The sequence below is a fragment of the Streptomyces sp. NPDC059398 genome (genome assembly GCF_042751845.1).
GTDB lineage: Bacteria > Actinomycetota > Actinomycetes > Streptomycetales > Streptomycetaceae > Streptomyces.
Map to the genome: position 1 here is coordinate 1725 of NZ_JBHYWP010000003.1, position 24836 is coordinate 26560.

Below are 24836 nucleotides of genomic sequence, written 5' to 3' on the forward strand. Positions count from 1 at the left end.
CGCCCCCCCCCCCCCGCGCCCCCTCGACCGGGGGCTGTTCCGCCTGTTCTGCCGTTTCACGTGAAACAACGGAGAGTTACTTCTCCTGCTTGTCCTTCGCCGGAGCCGCGGGCTTGCGCAGCTGGATGTTCAGCTCGCGCAGTCGGGTCTCGTCGAGCACCGTGGGGGCGCCCATCATCAGGTCCTGCGCGTTGCCGTTGAGCGGGAAGGCGATCGTCTCGCGGATGTTCGGCTCGTCCGCGAGCAGCATGACGATACGGTCCACGCCCGGGGCGATGCCGCCGTGTGGCGGAGCGCCGAGGCGGAAGGCGCGGAGCATCCCGGCGAACTCGTGCTCCACGGTCTCCCGGTCGTAACCGGCGATCTCGAACGCCTTGAGCATCAGGTCGGGCTCATGGTTACGGATGGCGCCCGAGGACAGCTCGATGCCGTTGCAGACGATGTCGTACTGGTACGCCAGGATGTCGAGCGGGTCCTTCTCCTCCAGGTCGGCATAGCCGCCCTGGGGCATCGAGAAGGGGTTGTGCGAGAAGTCGATCTTCCCGGTCTCCTCGTCCTTCTCGTACATCGGGAAGTCGACGATCCAGCAGAAGCGGAACACGTCCTCCTCGAAGTGGCCCGCGCGCCTGGCCGCCTCGACACGGACCGCGGACATGATCCTGGAGACCTCGTCGAACTCGCCGGCGCCGAAGAAGACCGCATGCCCGGGCTTGAGCTCCAGCCGCTCGGTGAGCGCCGCGACATCGGCCTCGGTGAGGAACTTGGCGATCGGCCCGGCGAGCGTGCCGTCGTCCCCGACGCGCACCCAGGCCAGGCCCTTGGCGCCCTGCTCGACGGCGTACGCCCCGAGGCCGTCGAAGAACTTGCGGGACTGGCCTGCGGTGTCCGGGACGGGCAGCGCACGGACGTGCAGCCCGGCGAACGCCTTGAAGCCGGAGTCGGTGAAGACGTCCGAGACATCGACCAGTTCGAGCTGGGCGCGGAGGTCGGGCTTGTCGTTGCCGTACTTCAGCATCGACTCGCGGAACGGGATCCGCGGGAACGGCGAAGTGACATGGCGGCCGTTGCCGAACTCCTCGAAGAGCTCGGTCATCAGCTTCTCGATCGGCCGGAAGACGTCCTCCTGCTCGACGAAGCTCATCTCGACATCGAGCTGGTAGAACTCACCGGGCGAGCGGTCCGCGCGGGCGTCCTCGTCGCGGAAGCAGGGCGCGATCTGGAAGTAGCGGTCGAAGCCCGAGATCATCAGCAGCTGCTTGAACTGCTGCGGCGCCTGCGGAAGCGCGTAGAACTTGCCGGGGTGCAGCCGCGAGGGGACCACGAAGTCACGGGCGCCCTCGGGGGAGGTCGCGGTGAGGATCGGGGTCGCCATCTCGTTGAAGCCCAGCTCGGTCATCTTGTGGCGCATGGCGGAGATGACGGCCGTGCGCAGCATGATGTTGCGGTGCATGCGCTCGCGGCGCAGGTCGAGGAAGCGGTACTCCAGGCGCCGCTCCTCGTTGACGCCGTCCTCGGCGTTGATGGTGAAGGGGAGCGGGGCCGCGGCACCGAGCACCTCGACCTCACCGACCTCGATCTCGACCTCGCCGGTCGGCAGTTCCGCGTTGACGTTCTCGGTGCCGCGCGCGGAGACCTTCCCGTCGATGCGGACGACCGTCTCCTTGGTGACCTTGGAGAGCGCCTCGTTGGCGGGGGTGCCGGGGCGGGCGACGAGCTGCGTGATGCCGTGGTGGTCGCGCAGATCGATGAAGAGGATGCCGCCCAGGTCTCGGCGATTGTGCAGCCAGCCGCTCAGCCGGACGTCGGAGCCGACGTCGGAGGCGCGCAGTTCGCCGCACGTGTGGGACCTGTACCGATGCATCGTTCATCCAGTTCTTCGCGAGACAGGCGGGAAGGGTGTACTTCGCACCAGGGTACCGCCGGGCACACCATGCCTTTACGCCTTTATCGGCCCGCCCCCGGGGCCCCGGAGCGGCCGCATGGGCGCACCCTGTGTGGCGGCTGCCGGTCCTCCCTTCTTAAAGTGGGGCAATGCGCACCGAGGACGTCCTGGCCGCCATCGCGACCGGCCTGTGGCGATGGGACAACACCGCCGGGATCGTCACGCTCGACGCGGAAGCCGCCCGGCTCCTCGGTCTGCCCGCCGAAGCGACCAGTCTGTCCGAGGTCGCCGTCCGTTCCCGCTTCCACCCCGTCGACTGGAACGAGATCAACGGGACGGTGAATCTGGCGATCGCCGAGGACACCCTCGCCGAGGCCCGGCTGCGCATCGTGGACGAGACGGGCCGGGTCCTGCGTACCGTACGCAGCCGCTCCAAGCCGCAGATCAGCGCCCATGGCTATGTCCTGGTCGGCACCCTCCAGGAGGTCGCGGAGCCGCAGCCGGGCGATGCGGCCCACACCCCGATCACCGGTGACTGGCGCCGCTCCCGCGAGGCGTTCCTGCTGGACGCGGGGCGGGCGCTGGCCGAGGCCAGGTCCACCGAGGAGGTGCTGAGGGTCGCCGCCTCGCTCTCCATGCCGGGGTTCGAGCCGGACGGCCTCGCGGTCTTCGGGATCACCGGCGACTGGCTGACGGTCATCGGGCACCACGGGCACAACCCGGCCGAGGACGGGCTGCTGGCCGAGTTCCCGATGAGTACGGAGGAGAACTATCCGGCCGCCGAGGTCGCCAGAACGGGGCGGGCCATCTATCTGCCGACGCCGGACACCTACCGCGAGCGCTACCCCAAGTACTGGCCCGCCGTGCGACCCCTCAACCGGCACTCCTGGGCCTTTGTCCCGCTGGTCGACTCGGGGGTTACGATCGGGGCCTGGATGGCGGCCTTCGCGTACCCGGTCAGCTTCTCGCCCGACGAGCGCTCGGTGCTGACGACGGTGGCCCGGATGCTGGCCCAGGCCCTGGCCCGCGCCGGGGTCGCCGACAACGAGCGTGAGCTGTCGCTCGGGCTCCAGCGTTCGATGCTGCCGATGCTGGGCCCCCGTATCCCGGGGATGGCGGTGGCCGCACGGTATGTCCCCACCGGGGGCGGGCTCCAGGTCGGCGGGGACTGGTACGACGTGATCGCGCTGCCGGGGAGCACCGCGTACGAGGACGGCAAGGGCGGCGGCCGGGTGGCGCTGGTCATCGGTGACGTCCAGGGGCATGACGTACGGGCCGCCGGGATGATGGGCCAGCTGCGGATCGCCCTGCGCGCGTACGCGGCCGAGGGCCATCCGCCGGACGCGGTGCTCTCCCGGGCCTCGCGCTTTCTGTACGGCCTCACGGACACCTATGACCAGGGCGAATCCGACGAGCCGCCGACCCCGCGCTTCGCGACCTGTCTGTACATCGAGGTCGACCCGGCCAGCGGCACCCTCGACGTGGCCCGCGCGGGTCACCCCGATCCGACGGTCCGCACATCCGACGGCACGGTGCTGGTGCGTCCCGTCGAGGGCGGGCTGCCGCTGGGCATCCATCCGGACACCGACTATCCGACGACCCGGCTGGTGCTCCAGCCCGGCGAGACGCTGATGATGTGCACGGACGGGCTCATAGAGACCGGCGGCCACGATCTCGACACCGGCTGGGAGCGGATCCGCGGAACGCTGGAGCGGCATACCGGGGACAATCTGGAGATCCTGGCCGACGCCCTGGTGCAGGCCGCGCACGGCCCGCCGGAGCGCCATCACACGGGGCCGTTCTCCGACCGCCGCGAGGACGACATCGCCGTCCTGCTGATGTCCCGCAAGGGTGAGCGCGTACAGGCGGGCACCACCCGCCATATGTCCCTGGCGATCGCGCAGGCCCAGCCGGAACGCATCTCGGCGGCCCGTGGCCAACTGCGGGAGCTGCTCCATGACTGGGCGGACAGCGAACAGGTCGACTCGGCGGCGCTGATGGTCTCCGAGATGGCGACGAACGTCCTCATCCACACGGACGGCGACGCGACGCTGACCGCCGACGTCACCGGGGTGACCGGCACCCGGCGGCTGCGGGTGGAGGTCGCCGACGACAGCGACGAACTGCCGCACAAGCGGCGCCCCGGCGAGATGGCCTCGTCGGGGCGCGGGCTGCTGCTGATGGAGATACTCGCGGACATGTGGGGGGTGGATCCGCAGGGCTCCGGCAAGTCGATCTGGTTCGAGCTCTACGAGTCGCGCGGCGACTCGAAGAACGGGTCGGCCGGCTCCGCCGGGGGGGCGGGGCGGCGGGGCGCGCGGCCCGCCGGGGGCTCGGGGCGGCCCGCCCGGGGGGGCGCGGGGCCGCGACGGGCCGCGACGGCTCAGGGCCTGAGCCACACCGTCGCCAGCGGCGGCAGCGTCAGCCCGATGCTGGACGGACGCCCGTGGTACGGCACCGGCTCGGGCTTCAGCGGATCCGTGTTGCGGATGTCGCCACCGCCGTAGAGCCCGGTGTCGGTATTGAGCACCTCGTGCCACTCCGCCACCGAATCGGGCACCCCGAGCCGGTACCCGTGCCGTACCACCGGCGAGAAGTTGGAGACCGACAGGAGCGGGGCGCCGTGCGCGTCGTAGCGCAGGAACGCGAAGACGTTGTCCTCCGCCGCGTCGCCCGCCACCCAGGCGAAACCGCCCGGGTCGGTGTCGCGCTGCCACAGCGCGGGCGTCGCCGCGTACACCGCGTTCAGGTCGCGCACCAGGTCCCGCACCCCGCGGTGGTCGTGCGCCGCGCCGTACGACGGGTCAAGCAGCCACCAGTCCGGTCCGTGCGCTTCCGACCACTCGGCCCCCTGGGCGAACTCCTGCCCCATGAAGAGCAGTTGCTTGCCCGGGTGGGCCCACATGAAGCCCAGATACGCGCGGTGCGTGGCGCGCTGCTGCCACCAGTCGCCCGGCATCTTCGAGACCAGCGCCTGCTTGCCGTGCACCACCTCGTCGTGCGAGATGGGCAGGACGTAGTTCTCACTGAACGCGTACACCATCGAGAACGTCATCTCGTTGTGGTGGTACTTGCGGTGCACCGGCTCCTTGGCCACGTACTCCAGCGAGTCGTGCATCCACCCCATGTTCCACTTCAGCCCGAAGCCGAGGCCCCCGAAGCCGCCCGCGCCGACCTGGTCGGTGGCGCGTGTGACGCCGTCCCAGGCGGTCGACTCCTCGGCGATGGTGACCACGCCCGGGTTGCGCCGGTAGACCGTCGCGTTCATCTCCTGGAGGAAGGCCACCGCGTCCGGGTTCTCCCGGCCGCCGTGCTCGTTGGGCGACCACTGGCCCTCCTCGCGCGAGTAGTCCAGATAGAGCATCGAGGCGACGGCGTCCACCCGGAGCCCGTCGATGTGGAACTCCTCGCACCAGTAAGTGGCGTTCGCGACAAGGAAGTTGCGTACCTCGGTACGGCCGTAGTCGAACTCCAGGGTGCCCCAGTCGGGGTGCTCGGCGCGGTTCGGGTCGGCGTGCTCGTACAGCGGCCGGCCGTCGAACCGGGCCAGCGCCCAGTCGTCCTTCGGGAAGTGCGCGGGCACCCAGTCCATCAGGACCCCGATACCCGCCCGGTGCAGCGCGTCCACCAGATACCGGAAGTCGTCCGGTGTGCCCATCCGGGAGGTGGGCGCGTAGAAACCGGTGACCTGGTACCCCCACGAGCCGCCGAAGGGGTGCTCGGAGACCGGCATCAGCTCCACATGTGTGAAGCCCAGGTCCTGGACGTACGCCGGAAGCTGCGTCGCCAGCTGGCGGTACGTCAGGCCCGGTCGCCAGGAGGGCAGATGCACCTCATAGACCGAGAAGGGCGCCTCATGGACCGGACGGTCGGCCCGGTGCGCCATCCACTGCTCGTCCTGCCAGCGGTGGTGCGACCGGGTCACGACCGACGCGGTGGCGGGCGGCACCTCGGTACGCCGCGCCATCGGGTCGGCGCGCAGGGTGTGGCTGCCGTCCGGGCACATCAGGTCGAACTTGTAGAGCGCGCCCTCGCCGATGCCCGGCACGAACAGCTCCCACACCCCCGACGAGCCGAGCGAACGCATCGGATACGCGGCGCCGTCCCAGTAGTTGAAGTCGCCGCTGACCCGTACCCCCCGCGCGTCCGGCGCCCAGACGGTGAAGCGGGTGCCGGTGACGCCCTGCACGGTCATCGGCTGCGCGCCCAGTGCCCGCCACAGCTCCTCGTGGCGGCCCTCACCGATCAGATGCAGGTCGAGCTCGCCGAGCGTGGGCAGGAAGCGGTACGGGTCGTGGACCTCGATCGTGGCCTCGTCGTACGTGACGAGCAGCGTGTACTCGGGCACGGACCGCAGCGGCAGCAGCGCCGAGAAGAAGCCCTCGCCGTCGTCGTGCAGTTCGGCGCGGAGCCCCTTCGCGACCACGGTCACCGCTGTGGCGTACGGCCGCAGCGCCCGGACGGCGATGCCGCCGCCGGCCGGATGGGCGCCGAGCAGCGCGTGCGGGTCGTGGTGGCCGCCGCTGAGCAGCCGCTCCCGGTCCCCGGCGCCGAGCCGCTCGGCGGGACGTACGCCTCCGGTCGGCTGCGCCGGCAGGACGGCTGCGCCTTCGGCGCCCTTCACGGGTACGGCCGGGCCTGTCACGGGTGCGGCCGTGGCCCTGGGCGCGGCGGCGCTCTTCGCGGCGGCCGTGTCCGGCGCGGACCCGGTGTTCTCCCGGCCCTCCGCGGGCTTGGCGGGCTCGGGCTCGGCGGGCGACGGAGTGCGGGACGGGGGACGGGCGGTCACTGGGGCAGCCTCCTCGGCAGCTTCGGCGCGTGGGGTACGGGGGGTTCGGGAAGCGACAGCCGCTCGATCGCGGCCATCGGGACGGGCAGCCAGTCGGGGCGGTTCCTGGCCTCGTACAGGACCTCGTACACCGCCTTGTCGGTCTCGTAGGCCCGCAGCAGTTCCGGCTCGGCGCGCGGGTCCGCGCCGGAGACCGAGGCATACCCGGCGCAGTACGCGTCACGGCAGCGGATCGCCCACTGCGGGGACCAGGGGCGGTGGGTGCGGGCCGCGTAGTCGAAGGAGCGCAGCATCCCCGCCACGTCGCGGACCACCGGCTGCGGGCGGGTGCGCTCGGCCAGCGGTCTGGCCGGTTCGCCCTCGAAGTCGATGATCGACCACTCGCCGTCCCCGGCCCGCAGGCTCTGGCCCAGATGCAGATCGCCGTGGATGCGCTGGGCGGCCCAGGTGCGTCCCGCGTGGCCCAGGACGGCGATCGCGTCGAAGGCGGTGCGCAGCCCCGGCACATACGGCGCGAGCGCGGGGACCGCCTGGGCCGTGGTCTCCAGCCGCTGCGTCATCTCCGCGGCCAGTTGCTGTATCTGCTGCTTGCTCAGGACCGCGGTGGGCAGCGCGGACGCCAGCGTCCCGTGCACCTCTGCGGTCGCCCGGCCCAGCGCCCGCGCGCCCGCTGTGAAGTCATGGCCGCCGGCGAGGGCGAGCAGGGCCAGCTGCCAGCCGTCCTCGGACCCGGCGAGATACGGCTGCAGCACACCGAGCGTGGCCGGTTCCGGCTCCGTCGTCTCGTACCAGGCGACAGGCGCGGGCACCCGGGCGCAGCCCGCCTGGGCCAGCGCGAGCGGCAGCTCCAGATCCGGGTTCGAGCCGGGGTGGACCCGGCGGAAGACCTTCAGGATGAACGTATCGCCGTAGATCAGTGAGGTGTTGGACTGCTCGGCGCCGAGCGGACGCGCGGGCAGCCCGGTGGGGAGGACGGCGCCGGGATCGCGGTCGAAGCGCAGCGCCCCGGTCCTTCCCGGGGTGCGCAGGCGCTCGAAGAGCAGCCCGGTCAGCCGCGGGTCGAGCAGCGCGTCGTACACCAGGGAACCGGCCAGCGGTCCGGTGCGGGCCCGGCCGATCAGCGCGGCGGCGAGACGCGGCGGCAGTGAGGTCCGTACGCCGAGCAGCAGCTGGTAGCAGTCGCCGGCCGTACGGGCGGGGGAGCCCTGCTCGGCCCGGACCAGCAGATGGAGCAGTCCGGGGGCCGCGCCGACCGGCAGCAGCTCGGTGGCCGAGACCAGCGTGAAGCCGGTGACGGGCCGCCCCTTCCCCGCGAACCAGCGCTGCCGCGGCAGCCACTCGTGCAGCAGAGGGGCGAGCGAGTCCAGAAGGCGGAGGGGGCCGGAAGACCCGGCTGAGCGCACGCTGTTCCGGGTGGATGCAGCCTTGGACATGGCATCGCGTCCTTTCCCGGGCACACCACACGATGCGCAGAGTGTCCCGGATTGCGTGGGGTCGCCTCCATGCTGGACGCAATGGGGGCGGGAATCCGGCTGTGCGGGACGGTGCGGGTGAGGATGGACCAGATGGACTACGGCTGTGGGCCGGGTGCTGGCGCTGCGGTACCAGTGACAAGGGTGCCCGGGGCGGGGCGGCGGAAACCGCCCGGCCCCGGGCCCGCCGTCAGACGGTGGCGGCGTCCTTGCGCAAGCGGAACCAGTAGAAGCCGTGCCCCGCGAGGGTCAGCAGATACGGCAGTTCACCGATCGGGGGGAAGCGCACCCCGCCGATCAGCTCCACCGGATGGCGTCCCGTGAAGGCGTTGAGGTCCAGCTCCGTCGGCTGCGCGAACCGCGAGAAGTTGTGCACGCAGAGCACCAGGTCGTCCTTGTACTCCCGGAGGAAGGCGAGGACGGCCGGGTTGGAGGACGGGAGCTCGGTGTACGAACCGAGGCCGAAGGCCGGGTTCTGCTTACGGATCTCGATCATGCGGCGGGTCCAGTGCAGCAGTGAGGCGGGCGAGGCCATGGAGGCCTCGACGTTCGTCACCTGGTAGCCGTAGACCGGGTCCATGATCGTGGGCAGATAGAGCCGTCCCGGGTCGCTGGACGAGAAGCCCGCGTTCCGGTCGGGGGTCCACTGCATGGGCGTGCGGACCGCGTCCCGGTCACCGAGCCAGATGTTGTCGCCCATCCCGATCTCGTCCCCGTAGTAGAGGATCGGCGACCCGGGCAGGGAGAGCAGCAGCGCGGTGAACAGCTCGATCTGGTTGCGGTCGTTGTCGAGCAGGGGCGCGAGCCTGCGGCGGATGCCGATGTTGGCCCGCATCCGCGGATCCTTGGCGTACTCCGCGTACATGTAGTCGCGCTCTTCGTCCGTGACCATTTCGAGCGTCAGCTCGTCGTGGTTGCGCAGGAAGATGCCCCACTGGGCGTTCTTCGGGATGGCCGGGGTCTTGGCCAGGATCTCCGACACGGGGTAGCGGGACTCCCGGCGTACGGCCATGAAGATGCGCGGCATCACCGGGAAGTGGAATGCCATGTGGCACTCGTCGCCGCCCTTTTTGAAGTCGCCGAAATAGTCGACGACGTCCTCGGGCCACTGGTTGGCCTCGGCGAGCAGCACGGTGTCCGGGTAGCTCGCGTCGATCTCGGCGCGCACCCGCTTCATGAAGGCGTGGGTCCGCGGGAGGTTCTCGCAGTTGGTGCCCTCCTCCTGGTAGAGGTACGGGACCGCGTCGAGGCGGAATCCGTCGATGCCCAGGTCGAGCCAGAAGCGCAGCGCCGAGATGATCTCCTCCTGGACCACCGGGTTCTCGTAGTTGAGATCCGGCTGGTGGGAGAAGAACCGGTGCCAGTAGTACTGCTTGCGCACCGGGTCGAAGGTCCAGTTGGAGGACTCCGTGTCGACGAAGATGATCCGGGCGTCCGCGAACTGCTTGTCGTCGTCGGCCCAGATGTAGTAGTCCCCGTACGGTCCTTCCGGGTCCTTCCGCGACTCCTGGAACCACTCGTGCTGGTCGCTCGTGTGGTTCATCACGAAGTCGATGATCACGCGCATACCGCGCTGGTGGGTGGCGTCGACGAACTCGACGAAGTCGGCGAGATCGCCGAACTCCGGGAGTACGGACGTGTAGTCCGCTACGTCGTAACCGCCGTCCCTCAGCGGGGACTTGAAGAACGGCGGCAGCCAGAGGCAGTCGACGCCGAGCCACTGGAGGTAGTCCAGTTTGGCGGTGATGCCCTTGAGGTCACCGACGCCGTCCCCGTTGCTGTCCTGGAACGACCTGACCAGGACCTCGTAGAAGACGGCGCGTTTGAACCAGTCGGGGTCACGGTCCTTGGGGGGAGTGTCCTCGAACTTGTCGTGGACGGGCTCATTGACAATCATGATGTGGGTGACCCTCCGATCGGCGGGGACGGTCGCAGCACCAGGATGTGCGCGGGCGCACGGCCCGGCTCCAGACGCACATAGTTGGCCCTGCCCCAGTGATAGGTCTCGCCGGTGAGCTCGTCGCGCACCGGGAAGGACTCATGCCATTCCAGGCCGAGATCCGGCATGTCCAACGAGACCGTGGCCTCCTGGGTGTGGTGCGGGTCAAGGTTGACGACCATCAGAATCGTGTGCGAACCGGCCGGGTCTCCGTCCGGCGTGGAGCCCGCCGTGGAGACCGGTACGGGCACCGACTTCGAGTACGCGATCACCGCGTCGTTGTCGGTCGGGTGGAAGTGCACCGAACGCAGCTGCCGCAGCGCCGGATGGCGGCGCCGCAGCTCGTTCAGCGTGGTGATGAGCGGGGCGATGGTCCGCCCCTCCCGCTCGGCCGCCTCCCAGTCGCGCGGGCGCAACTGGTACTTCTCCGAGTCCAGATAGTCCTCGCTGCCCGCTCGGGCCGTGGCGTTCTCGCACAGCTCGTACCCGGCGTACATCCCCCAGGACGGCGACATCGTCGCCGCGAGCACCGCACGGACCTCGAAGGCCGGACGGCCGCCGTCCTGGAGGTAGCCGTGCAGGATGTCCGGGGTGTTCACGAAGAAGTTGGGCCGCATGACCGCCGCGGTCTCCCCGGCCAGCTCGGTGACGTAGTCGGTGAGCTCCTGCTTGCCGGTCCGCCAGGTGAAGTACGTGTACGACTGCTGGAACCCGACGGCGCCGAGGGTGCGCATCATCGCGGGCCGGGTGAACGCCTCGGCCAGGAAGACCACATCCGGGTCCCGGCGGTTGACCTCGGCGATGACCCGTTCCCAGAAGACCACCGGCTTGGTGTGCGGATTGTCCACGCGGAAGATCCGTACGCCGTGCTCCATCCAGAAGCGCAGGATGCGGACGGTCTCGGTGACCAGCCCGTCCATGTCGCGGTCGAAGGCGATCGGGTAGATGTCCTGGTACTTCTTCGGCGGGTTCTCCGCGTACGCGATCGTGCCGTCGGGGCGGTGGTGGAACCACTCCGGGTGCTGGGTCACCCAGGGGTGGTCGGGGGAGCACTGGAGCGCGAAGTCGAGGGCGATCTCCAGACCCAGCTCACGGGCGCGCGCCGTGAAGTCGTCGAAGTCCTCCAGGGTGCCGAGATCCGGATGGACCGCGTCATGGCCGCCGGCCGGTGAGCCGATGGCCCACGGCACCCCCACATCGTCGGGCCCCGCGGTCAGGGCGTTGTTGGGGCCCTTGCGGTGGGTGGTGCCGATGGGGTGGACCGGCGGCAGATAGACCACGTCGAAGCCCATGGCCGCGACCGCCGACAGCCGCTTCGCCGCTGTCCGGAAGGTGCCGCTGACCTGCGGCTTCCCCTCTTCGACCACGGCGCCCTCGGAGCGCGGGAACAGCTCGTACCAGGCTCCCGAGAGCGCCCGCTCGCGCTCGACGAGCAGCGGCATCGGCTCCGACGCGCTGACCAGTTCGCGCAGCGGGTACCTGGCGAGCGCCGCCGCCGCTTCCGGCGCGAGCGCTGCCGCGAGGCGGTCGCCGGCGGGGGCCGAGGTGTCGCCCAGCGCCTCCGCCACGGCGAGAACCGCCCGGCGGCCCCTGCTCCTCGGCACCCCCTCCGCCGCACGTGTATACAACGCGGCGCCCTCGGCGAGCACCAGCTCCGTGTCGATGCCGGCCGGGACCTTGATCCGGGCGGTGTGCAGCCAGGTGGTGACGGGATCGCTCCATGCCTCGACCGTGTACGTCCACCGGCCCTCGCGGTCCGGGGTGACGTACGCGCCCCAGCGGTCGGTGCCGGGGGCCAGCTCACGCATCGGCACCCACGGCGTCGTTCTGCCGCGGGGGCCGCGGAGCACGACATTGGCGGCGACGGCCTCATGGCCCTCACGGAAGACCGTGGCCGTGACCTGGAAGGTCTCGCCGGTCACCGCTTTGGCGGGTCTGCGCCCGCCGTCGACGCCCGGCCGCACATCGAGCACCGGGATACGGCCGATCAGCTGACCGGTGGGAGGCCGCTTCGGTGGCTTCGGGGACTTCGGCTGCGGCGGGGATGTCCGAGGACTCCCTCCGGCCGGCTTGTCCGGTGTTGGTCTGCGGGCTGCGGGCATGACCGCTCCTGTCCGCGTTCACTCAGGCTGTGGGGAGGGCGTGGGGAGGGCTTTGAGGATCTGGCTTTGAGGATCTACCGGGGCGCTCGACGGCTACCGGAGGAGCCTTCCCCCACGCCTCGGGTGGGCAATCCGGCTCCTGAGTTAAGTACTCGTGCGTAATGTGCAAGGCAAGGACCAGGTGGGCCGCGCGTCGCGGACCTCCCGCGCCCCGCCGAGCGGGTGACCGCGGTTTCACACCTTTGGCAGAGTGCGCGGTGTGCCGCCGGGACCGGCCGGACCGGTCGGAGCGCGCCACGCACGGCGCGCACGGCGCACGGCCGCCGGTGGCCGCGCACCCCGTACGGGAGGTGCGGGCGGCGCCTCATGAGGCGGGCCGCGTCCGGCAGGTGACGGATCGTTCCATGCGGGCACACTCCCTCCGGCTCCAGGTCCCACGGCTTCCGTTTCAGGTCCCACAGAGCAGCCTCACCCGTGGTGCGAAGTGCCACAAGCCCACGCGAGGGGGGAGAACCGGCCATAGCACCCGGAGAGACACGCGCGGGCGCACCCCGCGCCGGGGGCGCACCGGCGCACGCGGCCGGGGTCCCGCGCCGTGGTCGAGGGGAGCGTGGACGGTTACCTTCGGGGTGAAGTGCGGACGTACACCGCTGTGCGTCCCCTGGATGCGCATCTCCCCTGCGAAGGTGGAACACGTGAAGGCCATTCGTCGATTCACCGTCCGCCCCGTCCTCCCCGAGCCGCTGCGTCCTCTGGGTGAGCTCGCCCGCAACCTCCGCTGGTCATGGCACGCCGGTACCCGGGACCTGTTCGGAGCCGTCGACCCCGGGGGCCTCGCGGCGGCCGGCGGCGACCCTGTCCGGCTGCTCGGCACGGTGTCGGCCGCACGCCTCGCCGAGCTGGCGGCCGACACCGGCTTCCTGCGCGCCCTGTCCGAGGCCGCCGAAGAGCTCGACACCTATCTGCACGGCCCGCGCTGGTACCAGGAACAGCCCGCCGGGCTGCCCTCGGCCATCGGATACTTCTCACCCGAGTTCGGTGTCACCGCCGCGCTCCCGCAGTACTCCGGCGGCCTCGGCATCCTCGCCGGGGACCATCTGAAGGCCGCCAGCGACCTCGGCGTCCCGCTCATCGGGGTCGGGCTGCTCTACCGGCACGGATACTTCCGGCAGTCCCTCTCCCGCGAGGGCTGGCAGCAGGAGCACTACCCGGTGCTCGACCCCGACGAGCTGCCGGTCACGCTGGTGCGCGAGCCGGACGGCGCACCCAGCCTGGTCACCCTCACGCTGCCCGGCGGCCGCTCCCTGCACGCGCACATCTGGCAGGCGCGGGTCGGCCGTGTCCCGCTGCTGATGCTCGACTCCGACGTCGAGGAGAACGAACCGGGCGAGCGCGGTGTCACCGACCGGCTCTACGGCGGCGGCAGCGAGCACCGGCTCCTCCAGGAGATGCTGCTCGGTATCGGCGGGGTGCGGGCACTGCGCTCGTACTGCCGGATCACCGGGCACCCGGACCCCGAGGTGTTCCACACCAACGAGGGGCACGCGGGCTTCCTCGGCCTGGAGCGGATCCGCGAACTCGCCGGTCGGGGCCTCGACTTCGACGCCGCCCTGGAGTCCGTACGCGCCGGAACGGTCTTCACCACCCACACCCCCGTCCCCGCCGGGATCGACCGCTTCGACCGCGAACTGGTCGCCCGTCACTTCGGGGACGACGGCGAACTGCCGGGCGTCGACGCGGGCCGGGTGCTCCAGCTGGGTACCGAGCCCCCTCCGGGCGGTGAGCCGGGCCTCTTCAACATGGCGGTGATGGGACTGCGGCTCGCCCAGCGCGCCAACGGTGTCTCCACGCTGCACGGCGCCGTCAGCCGGGAGATGTTCGCCGGACTCTGGCCCGGGTTCGACCCCGACGAGGTACCGATCACCTCCATCACCAACGGGGTGCACGCGCCGACCTGGACGGCCCCCGAGATCACCCGCACCGCGGTCGGCCGGATCGGCGCCGCACGCACCGAACAGGCCCTGTCGGTGGGCGGCTCCGACCGCTGGGACGCGGTGGCGGGCATCCCCGACGCGGAGATCTGGGAGCTGCGCAGGACCCTGCGCGAGCAGCTGGTCGGCGAGGTACGGACCCGGCTGCGCGCCTCCTGGCGCGGGCGCGGGGCGTCCGACGCCGAACTGGGCTGGATCGACGGGGTGCTCGACCCCGGGGTGCTGACCATCGGCTTCGCCCGGCGCGTCCCCTCGTACAAGCGCCTCACGCTGATGCTGCGCGACCGCGACCGGCTCGCCGGGCTGCTGCTCCACCCGACCCGGCCCATCCAGATCGTGGTGGCCGGCAAGGCCCACCCGGCCGACGACGGCGGGAAGCGGCTGGTGCAGGAGCTGGTGCGGTTCGCCGACGACCCGCGGGTGCGCCACCGCATCGTCTTCCTGCCCGACTACGGCATGGCGATGGCCGAGCGGCTCTACCCGGGGTGCGATGTCTGGCTGAACAACCCGCTGCGCCCGCTGGAGGCGTGTGGTACGTCCGGGATGAAGGCGGCGCTCAACGGCTGCCTCAACCTCTCGGTGCTGGACGGCTGGTGGGACGAGTGGTTCGACCCGGACTTCGGCTGGGCCATCCCCACCGCGGACGGATCGGGGCTGGACGAGGACCGGCGCGACGAGCTGGAGTCGGCGGCGCTCTACTCCCTGATCGAGGACCGGGTCGCGCCGCGCTTCTACGACCGTACGGCCGAAGGACTGCCCGAGCGCTGGATCGGCATGGTCAGGTCCACGCTGGCCGACCTGGGACCGAAGGTGCTCGCGGGCCGGATGGTGCGTGAGTATGTCGAGCGGCTCTACGCGCCCGCCGCTCTCGCCCACCGCTCGCTCGGGCCCGAAGCGGCCCGGGAGCTGGCCGGCTGGAAGACTCGGGTCAGGTCCGCCTGGCCGGATGTGCGGGTCGACCATGTGGAGGCCGCCGCGGCGACCGCGGCCGACGGGACCGCCGAGCTGGGCTCCACCCTGTCGCTGCGGGTCCGGGTCGCGCTCGGTGCGCTGGGGCCCGACGACGTGGAGGTGCAGGCCGTGTCGGGCCGGGTCGACGGGCAGGACCGGATCACGGACGCCCGGACCGTCGCGCTGAAACCGGCGGGCGGCCCCGGGCTCGACGGGCGGCTGTTGTACGAGGGCCCGCTGGCCCTGGACCGTACGGGACCCTACGGCTACACGGTCCGTATCCTGCCCGCGCACCGGCTGCTGGCGACCGGAGCGGAGCTGGGTCTGGTGGCCGCGCCGACCGCGGCTACGGAGGAGGACGGGGGCGTCCTGCTGCGGTGACAGGCAGTCAGGAACGGCCCGGTGTCCCTGCGGCGCCGGGCCGTTCCGCTGCGGTCCTACCGGGTGGCGAGGCCGACGGCCCCGATCAGCACCCCCAGCGCGGCGGTGGCGGCCAGCGGGACCCAGATCGCCTGCTTCAGGCGCCGCCGTACCTGCTGTCTCTCCCTGGCCAACTCCGTTGCGGACGACGGCTTCTCGTCCGGGATGGCGGGCGGGGCGCCCGGGGTACGGGGCAGGGTGGCGGAGACTTCGAAGCCACCGCCGGGCAGCGGCCCGCGGCGCAGGACCCCGCCCGCGAGACGGACCCGTTCGTCGAGGCCGACCAGGCCCGTGCCGCCCCCGCCGCCGGGCGGCTCCACCGGGTCCGCCCTGCAGGACTCCGCCCGCGGGGCCCTCGGCCCCGGTACCGGGACGGGCGGCCCCGCCGCGCTGGTGACGGTGACCGTCAGGGCCGTGTCCGACCGTACGAGCCGTACCGTCACGGGTGCGCCCGGAGCGTGTCTGGCCGCGTTGGTCAGTGACTCCTGGACGGTCCGGTGCACCGCGCGCCCGGTCATCGGGGCCAGCCCAGCCGCCGCCCCCGCACCGCTCAGCTCGACCTCCATCCCCGATCCGCGGGCCCGCTCCACCTGTTCCGCCACGGTCTCGCCCGGTGTCGGGACCGGCGCGGCCCCGTCGTTCTCCCGCAGAACGCCGATGATGTCCTGCAGCCGTGCGGTGGCGTCCCCCGCTGCGGCCCGGAGTTCACCGGCCGCTCGCTGCTGCTCCCCGTCCAGCGCCGGATCCACCTCAAGTGCCGCCGCCCGCACGGCGATCAGCGACAGGTCATGGCCGAGTGAGTCATGCATGTCGCCCGCGATCCTGGAGCGTTCCAGCAGCCGCGCACGGTCCGCGGCGACGCGCTGCTCACGCTCCAGCCTCCCCGCCAGCAGCCAGCCGGTGTCGACGAGTTGGGCGTACTGGCGCACATAGCGGCCGAGCAGCCAGGGCACCATCACCGCGAAGGCCAGGGTCGACAGCTGTACGAGCCAGGTCCACAGCTCCCGGTGCGCGGCCAGCGTGATCAGCAGCCCGGCCGCCGCGGTCCCGGCGAAGGCGTGCAGCGCGGGCCGGGCGAGCGCGGTCCGCCGGCCGGCCAGATAGCCGAACACCGCCAGCGCCACCGCGTACCGCGGGGACCAGAGCCCCGGCGCAACGGTCAGCCCCAGTGCCACCGCGACCAGCAGCGCGGTCAGGGGCCACCTGCGGGACAGCGCGGCCCCGAACGCGAGAACCACGGTCCCGGCCGCGGTCCGCCACCAGGGGCCCATGCCGTACACCACCGCCCCCAGGACCACGGGCGCACTGACCAGCGCCCAGAGTGCCACGTCGGTGATCCGCTCTCTCCGCATACGCCCAGCTTGCCCGAGCCGGGTGCGCTGCGGCCCCCGACGAAAGTCGGGGGCGAACGCTGCCTTTCGCCCCATCAGCCCGGCGGCCCCCGCCGCCTACCGTCGGCGCGGCAGGCCCAACGACAAGGGCGCCGCGCGGTACGGCACGGGGGGGGCAGCATGGAGGGGACGGAGCCGCGGGTCAGGACCCGGGCGCGTGGGCGGGCCCGGGGAAAGCACGCGGCGGCCAGGAGAACCGGCCCGGTCCGGCGCACGCTGCTGCGCCCCGCGGTGCTGATGGCGGCGGGGACCGTGGTGTCCCGGGCCACCGGCCTGATCAGACAGGTGCTCCAGGCCGGGGCGCTCGGTACGGGGCTCCTCGCGACCACGTACAACCAGGCCAACACCGTCCCCGCGAGCCTGTACTTCCTCATCATCGGCGGAGCGCTGAACTCCGTCCTGGTACCGCAGCTGGTCCGCGCCCGTCTGGAGCAGCCGGACGGCGGACGGGCCTTCGAGCAGCGGCTGGTCACACTCACGCTCACCGTGCTCGCAACCGGCTCCCTGCTCGCCGTGTGGGGCGCCCCGCAGATCATCGGCGTGTACCAGCGGGACACGCCGGACAACCATGCCGCCTTCGAACTCACCGTGGTCTTCGCCCGGTTCCTGCTGCCGCAGATCTTCTTCTACGGGATGTACGGCATCCTGGGCCAGGTGCTCAACGCCCGGCACCGGTTCGGCGCGATGATGTGGACACCGGTACTCAACAACGTCCTGCTCATCGGGGTGTTCGGCTGGTACACCGGAGTCATGACGGCGGCGGGCGGGGTGCGCGGCATCACCCCCGCCCAGGTGACCCTGCTGGGCGCGGGCACCACGCTGGCCCTCGCGGTCCAGGCACTCGCCCTGGTGCCGTTCGTCCACGCCGCCGGTTTCCGGTTCCGGCCGCGCTTCGACTGGCGCGGGACCGGTATGCGGGCGAGCATCGGAGCGGCCCGCTGGACCCTGCTGTTCGTCCTGGCCAATCTCGTGACGGCCACCGTGGTGACCCGCTACGCCACCGCCGCCGACCGTGAACTGCCCCGGGCCGGGGCCGGCTTCACCGCCTACACCTACGCGCAGACCATCTGGTCGCTTCCGCAGTCCGTGGTCACGGTCACCCTGGTCACCGCGCTGCTGCCCCGGATGAGCCGGGCCGCCGCCGAGCACCGCGGCGACGATCTGCGCCGCGATCTCTCGCACGCCCTGCGGACCAGCGGGGCCGTCACCGTCCCGGCCGCATTCTTCTTCCTGGCGCTCGGCCCGCAGCTGGCGCAGCTGCTCTTCGCGCACGGCGCGGCCGACGCCGCCGCCACCCGGCCGCTGGGGTGGATGCTCCAGGCGTTCGGGCCCGGACTGATCCCGTTCTCCGCGCAGTATGTGCTGCTGCGCGGCTTCTACGCCTTCGGGGACACCCGTACGCCCTTTCTGACGGCGCTGTGGACCGGCGCGGTCCAGATCGTGCTGGCCACCGGCTGCCATCTGCTGCTGCCCGCACGCTCGGCCGTCACCGGGATGGCCGCCTCGTACGGGATCGCGTACGCGGTCGGGCTGCTGGTCTCCGCGCGGCTGCTGCGCCGGAGGCTCGGAGGGCGGCTGGACGGCCGCCGGGTCGCCCGCAGTTACGGGAAGCTGACCGGGGCCGCGCTGATGGCCGCTGCCGCCGGGTGGACCGCCGCTGCGCTCTGCCCGGCACCGCCCGGTCCGGCCGCCGGGGCCGCAGCGCTCGCCCTGGCCGTGGGCGGGGCAGCTATGCTGCCGCTGTTCCTGCTGCTCGCCCGGGTGGGGAGGACCGGGGAGCTGCGCGGGCTGCCGGGGATGCGGTGACGGTGGGCCGGCCCGTCAGCCGGCGCCGGTGACCAGCCCCGCTTCGTAGGCCAGGGTGGCCAGTTGGACGCGGTTGCGGAGGTCCAGGCGGGCGAGGACGGCGCTGACATGGGCCTTGACGGTGCCTTCGACGACATGGAGTTCCGCCCCGATCTCCGCGTTGGAGAGACCCGCGCCGACCAGGGCCACCACCTGGCGTTCCCGGCCGGTGAGCGGGTCGAGCCGGGTGCGGGCCCGCGCCGCACGGGAGAGCTGCCCGCCGCCGAGATGGGTGAGGACGCGCCGTGCCACTTCGGGGGAGAGGAACGCGGCGCCGCCGGCGATCGCCCTGATGCCCGCGATCAGCTCCCGGGGATCACCGGACTTCAGCAGGAAGCCGCTGACCCCGCTGGAGAGGGCGCGCACGATGTACTCGTCGTCGGAGAAGGTGGTGAGCATGACGACCGCGGTGTCCGGAGCAGCGCTGCGCAGCTCCCCGGCGGCCCGCAGACCGTCGAGGCGTGGCATCCGGATGTCCAGCAGGGCGACGTCCGGCCGGTGTTTCAGGGCCAGTTCGACCGCCTCGTGCCCGTCCGCCGCCTCCGCGACGACCTCGATGGCGGGGTCGGCGCCGAGGATGGCCCGGATGCCCGCACGGATCAGCGCCTCGTCGTCGGCGAGCAGGACGCGTATCCGTGGGTCCGTCATCGGGCCAGCCTAAGGGCTGTCGTCGAAGTGCCGCCTGCCGCACGGCGTCCGGCCCCTGGAACCGGCAGGACGGCGGAAGGCCCCGCCCGGCGCCGCGGGCGCGGTGCGGGGGCGGGGCCTTCGCAGTGGTGCGGGGGTGCTGCCGGGTGTTACTTCACGTTGATGCCGGTCCAGGCGGCGCCGACCGCCTTGTACTCGGTGCTGTCCGCGCCGTACAGGTCACTCGCCGCCTTCAGCGTCGCCTCGCGGGCCGCCGCGTAGTCGGTGGTCGAGGTCATGTACGTCGACAGGGCCTTGTACCAGATCTGGATGGCCTTGTCCCGGCCGATGCCGGTGACCTTGGAGCCGTCCTTCGTGGGGGAGTCGTAGTCGACGCCGTTGACGGTCTTCTTGCCGCTGCCCTCGCTGAGCAGGTAGAAGAAGTGGTTGGCCGGGCCCGACGAGTAGTGGACGTCGAGGTCGCCGAGGCTGGACGACCAGTAGTCGGCCGACGCGCCGTCCTTGCTGGGCTTGTCCATGTAGCGCAGCGGGGTGCCGTCGCCGTTGATGTTGATCTTCTCGCCGATGAGGTAGTCGCCCGGGTCCGACGTGTTGTCGGCGTAGAACTCGACGGCGGTGCCGAAGATGTCCGATGTCGCCTCGTTGAGCCCGCCGGACTCGCCGGTGTAGTCGAGGTTGGCGGTGGCCGCGGTGAGGCCGTGCGACATCTCGTGGCCCGCGACGTCGATGGCGGTCAGCGGGTCGGCGTTGCCCTCGCCGTCGCCGTACGTCATGCAGAAGCAGCTGTCGTCCCAGAAGGCGTTCACGTAGGAGTCGCCGTAGTGGACCCGGCTGTAGGACGCCTTGCCGTCACCGGCGATGCCGTTGCGCTTGAGGACGTTCTTGTAGAAGTCCCAGGTCTCGGCCGCGCCGTAGTGCGCGTCCACCGCCGCGGTCTCCGCGTTCTTGGCGGTGCCGTCGCCCCAGGTGTCGGTGGACTTGCTGAACAGGGTGCCCTTGCCGGACGTCCCGTGGTTCAGGTTGTACGTCTGGTGGCCGCCGCGGTCTCCGTCGTTCAGCGTGTAGTTCGACCCCGACTTCGTGGTGCCCAGGGTGACCTTGCCGCTGTACTCGCTCTGGCCGGTGCCGGTCTTGACGGCCTGCCACTGCGAAAGCTTCTTGCCGGTGGCCGCGTCGGTGACGACGTGCAGCTGGCTGGGGGTGCCGTCGTCCTGGAAGCCGCCGACCACGGTCTCGTAGGCCAGCGTGGGCTTGCCGGTGGCCGCCCAGATGACCTTGCGCGGGGCCTTGTCGGCCGAAGCCTTGTCGGCGCCGGCGGACTTGGCGGCGCTGAGCGCCTTCTGCTGGGCGGTGGCGGGCTTCACGGCGGCGGTGGTGCCCGCGACCTTGATGGTCGCCTTCGTCGCCTTGGTGACCGTGGCGGCGCCCGACTTCGGGGTGTGGACGACGAGGTCGCCCCCGAGGACCGGGAGACCGGCGTAGGTGCGCTCGTACCGGGTGTGCGTCGTGCCGTTGGCGTCCTTGATGACGTCCCGGACGACGAGCTTCTCCTGGCTGCCGAGGCCCAGCTTGCCCGCGGTGCTCGCGGTGTTGGCGGCCGCCGTGCGCAGCAGGGCCGCGTGCTGGGTGGTGGAGAGGGAGAGCGCACGCGCGGCCGGTGCGGCCGGCGTCGGTGCGGCGCCCGCGGCACCGGAGGAGAGGGTGGTCAGGCCGGTGGCGAGCATCGCCGCCACGGCGATGGAACCGGCGATGCGCTGCGAACGCGATATGTGAGAGGTCACTCGATTTTCCCTTTCAGAGGTGGGGGGTTGGAAAAGTGCGGGTGACATGCGGGTGGTGGCACCGCCCGGGGGAGATTGGGGTCCCCCGGGCAGCACTGTCCTGTGGAACGGTCAAGCGGTCGAACGAAGCTTCTGTGAAGCGCCGTTCAGTGGAACATTAGTGCGGCAGGGCTGCTTTGTGGCAGGAAATCAGAAGGTCAATTTCCAGCTGTTGAGCGTTCCGGTGTCCTGCCGGGCGACATCCTGGACCTTCAGCTTCCAGGTGCCGTTGGCCGTCTCGGTGGACGCGTTGACCGTGTACGAGGCCACCACGTCGTCCGCCGAGTCGGACGAACTGGAGTTCTTCAGCCGGTACGTCTTCCCGCTCGGGCCGACCAGGTCGATGACCAGGTCGCCGCGCCAGGTGTGGCTGATGTTGACGTCCACCTTGAGCGTGGCCGGGGCCTTGCCCGTCAGGCCGGTGACCGCGATCGGCGAGTTGACCGCCGAACCGCCGTCCGGGATCGCGACCTTGGTGGTGGACTGGAAGACGGTGCCCGTGCCCGGGTCGCCGCCGCCGGGCCTGGCGCCGACGTTGATGCCGGCCCAGGCGTCCGCGACCGACTTGTACTCGGCGCTGCTCGCCCCGTACAGCTCGCTCGCGACCGCGAGCGTCCCGGTGCGGGCCGCCGCGTAGTTGGTCGTCGAGGTGAACTTCTCGGTGAGCGCCTTGTACCAGATCAGCTCGGCCTTGTCCCGGCCGATGCCGGTGACGGGCAGGCCGTCCGACGTGGGCGAGTCGTAGTTGACCCCGTTGATGGTCTTCTTGCCGCTGCCCTCGCTGAGCAGGTAGAAGAAGTGGTTGGCCGGGCCCGACGAGTAGTGCACGTCGAGTCCGCCGAGGCTGGAGGACCAGGCGTCCTTGGAAGCGCCGTCCTTGCTCGGCTTGTCCATGTAGCGCAGCGGGGTGCCGTCGCCGTTGATGTCGATCTTCTCGCCGATGAGGTAGTCACCGGGGTCCGACGCGTTGTTGGCGTAGAACTCGACGGCGGTGCCGAAGATGTCGGACGTGGCCTCGTTGAGACCGCCGGACTCACCGCTGTAGTTGAGCCCCGCGGTGGCCGCCGTGACACCGTGCGACATCTCGTGGCCCGCGACGTCGATGGCGGTCAGCGGGGCGGCGTTGCCCGAGCCGTCGCCGTACGTCATGCAGAAGCAGCTGTCGTCCCAGAAGGCGTTGACGTACGAGTTGCCGTAGTGGACCCGGGAGTAGGCGGCGACGCCGTTGCCCGCGATCCCGGACCTGCCGAAGACGTTCTTGTAGAAGTCCCAGGTCTCCGCCGCCCCGTAGTGGGCGTCGGCCGCCGCCGTCTCCGAGTTGGAGGCCAGGCCGTTGCCCCAGGTGTCGGTGGTGTTGGTGTACAGGGTGCCCTTGCCGGACGACCCGTGGTTCAGGTTGTACGTCAGCTGGCCGCCGCGTGTGCCGTCGTTCAGCGTGTAGTTCGACCCCGACTTGGTGGTGCCGAGGGTGACCTTGCCGCTGTACTCGGTGTTGCCGACGCCGGTCTCGATGGCCTGGCGCTCGAAGAGCTTCTTGCCGGTGGCCGCGTCGGTGATGACATGCAGCTCGCTCGGGGTGCCGTCGTCCTGGAAGCCGCCGACCACCGTCTCGTAGGCGAGTACCGGCTTGCCCTGCGCCAGCCAGACCACCTTGCGCGGGGCCCGGTCGGCCGAGGTCTTCGCCGAACCCTGGGCGGCCGCGGCCTTCAGCGCCGTCTTCTCGGCGGCGGCCGGTGCGACGGCCGCGCTGGTGTTCACGTTCTTCAGTTCCGCGCGGGACGCCTTGGTGACGCCCTCGGTCGCTCCTGCCTTCGAGGCGTCGACGATCAGGTCACCGCCGAGGACGGGGAGCCCGTCGTACGTGCGCTCGTACCGGGTGTGCGTGGTGCCGTCACGGTCCTTGGTGACGTCGTGGACCTGGAGCTTTTCATGGGCTCCGAGACCGAGACTCCGGGCGGTGTCCGCCTTGGTGGCGTTCGCCGTACGCAGCAACTCGGCCCGCTGGGAGGGCGAGAGGGCTGCCGGGGCGGCGCCGGGCGCGGACTTGCCGGTGACCGCGGCGGAAGCGGCGGTGTTCCCGGGTGATGCGGAGGCTGTGCCGGCCTGTACTCCTACGGCGAGCAGTGCCGCGGCGGCGACGAGGGCGCCGGTGGCGGTGGCGGTGGCACGACGGTGCGTGGGTCTCACGGGTCTCACGCGGACTCCTTCTGCAAGGGTGGACAGAGCGACCTGGTGAGCCGCCCTGGCGAGCAAGCAGTGCGCAGAACGGGGAGAGAGTGACATCTGTGAGGACCCTGTGTCAGGACCGCGTCAAAAGGTTGGCCGGAAATCGTCCGTTGTCCGCAGGGTCATGTTCGCTATACGGAATGTTTGCTGACGAGTGCCGCGACACCGTCCAGGATCCGGGCCAGGCCGAACTCGAAGACCTGTCCGAGATCCAGCTCGAACCCCGGGTGTCCGGCGAGCGAATTGAGATGCGGGTAGGCCCCGCCGGCCCCGAGAGCGGCGAACTGTGTCTCGTTCCGGGCCATCCACTCGTCGTTGGAGAGCCCGGTGTCCTGGACCGCCTGCCCTTCGAGGTCGGTGGCGGTCGCGAGCCCCTGGACGTGGCCGAAGAGCGTGAGATGCAGATGCATCACCTGATGCGGCGAAAGACCGGTGTCGGCCCCGGCCCGCAGCATCCACTCCGTGTAGGCCATCGCGTTCGGCGAGGGCGTGGGCCGGGTGAAGGACGCCATCGCCCGCGCCATCCACGAGTGCCGCCGGTGCGCGTCCCACAGCCACCGGGTGCCCAGCTCGAACCGGGCGCGCCAGTGGGCCGGCTGGGCCGCGGGCAGCGGCTGTTCACCGTAGACGGCGTCGGCCATCAGCTGGACTAGTTCGCCCTTGCCCCGCACATGGCGGTACAGGGCCATGGTGGACACCCCGAGTCCGGTGGCGACCCGCCGCATCGAGAGCGTGGCCAGGCCATCGGCGTCGGCGAACGCCACGGCGGTGCGCACGATGCGGTCACGGGCCGGGCCCTGCCCGCCGGGGGAGGCGAGGGCGGCCGGGCCCGGGGTGGAGTCCGCTGCGGTGACCGGGCCGGACGGCCCGGCGAGACCCCGGCCGGACGGCCCGGCGAGACCCGGGGCGGGGTGTCCGGCGACGACCGTGCCGACGCCGGGCACCGCCCGTACCAGCCCCTCCTGCCGCAGCACCGCCAGCGCCTTGGTCGCCGTCGCCATCGCCACCCCGCACTCCCGGACGATCGCCCGCGTCGAGGGGACACGGTCGCCTGGCGCGAGCTCGCCCGACTCGATCCTGCGGCGGATCCCGGCGGCGGCGCGGAGGTAGGGCGGCTGGCTGCTCATCCCGGCACTGTACTAGTGCGGTCGACCGGGTGAAGTCCTGTTCGGGAAAGGAGTGCACTACGGTGCACCAGGGTGGTGTTTGCGGTGTACACGGCGTGCTGCTTCGCTCCCGGCATGACCTCTGAACCAGGCACCGAAGCGTGCGGCGCGGCAGGCGCCGAAGAACCCGCCGCACCGCCCACCGCACCGCCCACCGCGCCACTCGCCGCAGCTCCCGCCCCAGCACCGACCGC

General features: G+C 71.4%; 12 protein-coding genes and 1 pseudogene. 3 read left to right on the forward strand and 10 right to left on the reverse strand.

Going from position 1 to position 24836, the window contains the following annotated elements:
* Positions 1–76: 76 nt before the first annotated feature.
* Positions 77–1861 (reverse strand): aspartate--tRNA ligase, encoded by a 1785-nt coding sequence (gene aspS / locus ACFXBC_RS01945; protein ID WP_385017469.1) that lies wholly within the window; start codon positions 1859–1861, stop codon positions 77–79.
* Between the two features lie 170 nt (positions 1862–2031).
* On the opposite strand from aspS, the pseudogene ACFXBC_RS01950 reads away from it, so the two are divergent.
* Positions 2032–4167 (forward strand): annotated as a pseudogene (locus ACFXBC_RS01950) (SpoIIE family protein phosphatase); the annotation flags it as partial.
* A 98-nt stretch (positions 4168–4265) separates the two neighbouring features.
* Here the strand turns inward: ACFXBC_RS01950 and glgB are convergent.
* The 4 genes from glgB to ACFXBC_RS01970 all read right to left on the reverse strand — a co-directional run bounded on the left by glgB (position 4266) and on the right by ACFXBC_RS01970 (position 12073).
* On the reverse strand, positions 4266–6671 hold the full coding sequence (gene glgB / locus ACFXBC_RS01955) for a 1,4-alpha-glucan branching enzyme (RefSeq protein WP_385017472.1): 2406 nt from the start codon (positions 6669–6671) through the stop codon (positions 4266–4268).
* On the reverse strand, positions 6668–8104 hold the full coding sequence (locus ACFXBC_RS01960) for a phosphotransferase (RefSeq protein WP_385017476.1): 1437 nt from the start codon (positions 8102–8104) through the stop codon (positions 6668–6670). The genes glgB and ACFXBC_RS01960 overlap by 4 nt, the downstream gene beginning before the upstream one ends.
* 229 nt (positions 8105–8333) lie before the next feature.
* The gene (treS, locus tag ACFXBC_RS01965) at positions 8334–10040 is read right to left on the reverse strand and encodes a maltose alpha-D-glucosyltransferase (protein WP_385017478.1); all 1707 of its coding nucleotides are present in this window, start codon (positions 10038–10040) and stop codon (positions 8334–8336) included.
* Positions 10037–12073, reverse strand: a complete 2037-nt coding sequence (locus tag ACFXBC_RS01970; RefSeq protein ID WP_385017816.1) for an alpha-1,4-glucan--maltose-1-phosphate maltosyltransferase — start codon at positions 12071–12073, stop codon at positions 10037–10039. The genes treS and ACFXBC_RS01970 overlap by 4 nt, the downstream gene beginning before the upstream one ends.
* Positions 12074–12879: 806 nt before the next feature.
* Between ACFXBC_RS01970 and glgP the strand changes: the two genes are divergently transcribed.
* A complete protein-coding gene (gene glgP / locus ACFXBC_RS01975) occupies positions 12880–15507 on the forward strand; it encodes an alpha-glucan family phosphorylase (RefSeq protein WP_385017481.1) in 2628 nt (875 codons plus the stop codon).
* 56 nt (positions 15508–15563) lie between these two features.
* Here glgP and ACFXBC_RS01980 read toward each other — a convergent pair whose 3' ends face one another.
* Entirely contained in the window at positions 15564–16898 is a 1335-nt protein-coding gene (locus ACFXBC_RS01980; protein WP_385017484.1) for a sensor histidine kinase, read from the reverse strand.
* A gap of 159 nt (positions 16899–17057) precedes the next feature.
* On the opposite strand from ACFXBC_RS01980, the gene murJ reads away from it, so the two are divergent.
* A complete protein-coding gene (gene murJ, locus ACFXBC_RS01985) occupies positions 17058–18743 on the forward strand; it encodes a murein biosynthesis integral membrane protein MurJ (protein WP_385017487.1) in 1686 nt (561 codons plus the stop codon).
* 15 nt (positions 18744–18758) lie between these two features.
* Here the strand turns inward: murJ and ACFXBC_RS01990 are convergent, their stop codons facing one another.
* The 4 genes from ACFXBC_RS01990 to ACFXBC_RS02005 all read right to left on the reverse strand — a co-directional run bounded on the left by ACFXBC_RS01990 (position 18759) and on the right by ACFXBC_RS02005 (position 24603).
* Positions 18759–19430 carry a response regulator gene (locus ACFXBC_RS01990; protein WP_385017490.1) on the reverse strand — a complete coding sequence of 224 codons (672 nt, stop codon included), beginning with the start codon at positions 19428–19430 and terminating at the stop codon, positions 18759–18761.
* Between the two features lie 149 nt (positions 19431–19579).
* Positions 19580–21259, reverse strand: a complete 1680-nt coding sequence (locus ACFXBC_RS01995; RefSeq protein WP_385017493.1) for a M4 family metallopeptidase — start codon at positions 21257–21259, stop codon at positions 19580–19582.
* A 141-nt stretch (positions 21260–21400) separates the two neighbouring features.
* A complete protein-coding gene (locus ACFXBC_RS02000) occupies positions 21401–23437 on the reverse strand; it encodes a M4 family metallopeptidase (RefSeq protein ID WP_385017818.1) in 2037 nt (678 codons plus the stop codon).
* A 170-nt stretch (positions 23438–23607) separates the two neighbouring features.
* On the reverse strand, positions 23608–24603 hold the full coding sequence (locus ACFXBC_RS02005; protein WP_385017496.1) for a TetR/AcrR family transcriptional regulator C-terminal domain-containing protein: 996 nt from the start codon (positions 24601–24603) through the stop codon (positions 23608–23610).
* Positions 24604–24836: the final 233 nt, after the last annotated feature.